Below are 658 nucleotides of genomic sequence, written 5' to 3' on the forward strand. Positions count from 1 at the left end.
CGAGATGCGACCGATCATCGACAAGCGCCCGACCTATGGCTATCGCCGCGTCACCGCGTTGATCAACCGGCAGCGCCGGCTCGAAGGCAAACCGGTCGTCAACGCCAAGCGGGTGTTGCGGGTCATGCGCCAGCATCACCTGACGCTGCAGCGCTACACGGCGCTTCGCCCTGGCCGAACCCATGATGGCGTCGTCGTGGCCTTGCGCTCCAACGTGCGCTGATGCTCGGATCATCTGGAGATCCGGAGCCGTGATGGCCAGGTGGTCCGGGTTCTCTTTGTCATTGATGCCCGTGATCGCGAAATCATTGGCTGGCTCGCCATCGCCAATGCCGGGATCTCTGCCGAAATGGTGTGCGACCTCATGATCACATCGGTGGAGCGTCGCTTCGGGAGCACCAGAACCAGCCACCGAGTGGAATGGCTGCCCGACAATGGCAGTGCCTACATCGCCCGCCAGACCGCCCAAACCGCCGCAGCCCTTGGGCTGACTCTGCTCTTCACCCCCGTCCGCAGCCCACAGAGAAACGGCATGTCCGAGTCTTTCGTCAAAACCCTCAAACGCGATTACGCCTCGACCCATATCCTGCCCGACACCGATACCATCCTGGTCTTTGCCGGAATGGATGGAGGACTATTGTCAATCCCACCCGCACTC

At 61.9% G+C, this 658-nt stretch carries 1 pseudogene; it reads left to right on the plus strand.

What is annotated here, in order from left to right:
* Positions 1–658: pseudogene (locus WH91_RS25365) on the plus strand (DDE-type integrase/transposase/recombinase); the annotation flags it as partial.

The sequence above is a fragment of the Devosia psychrophila genome (genome assembly GCF_000971275.1).
Classification (GTDB): domain Bacteria; phylum Pseudomonadota; class Alphaproteobacteria; order Rhizobiales; family Devosiaceae; genus Devosia; species Devosia psychrophila.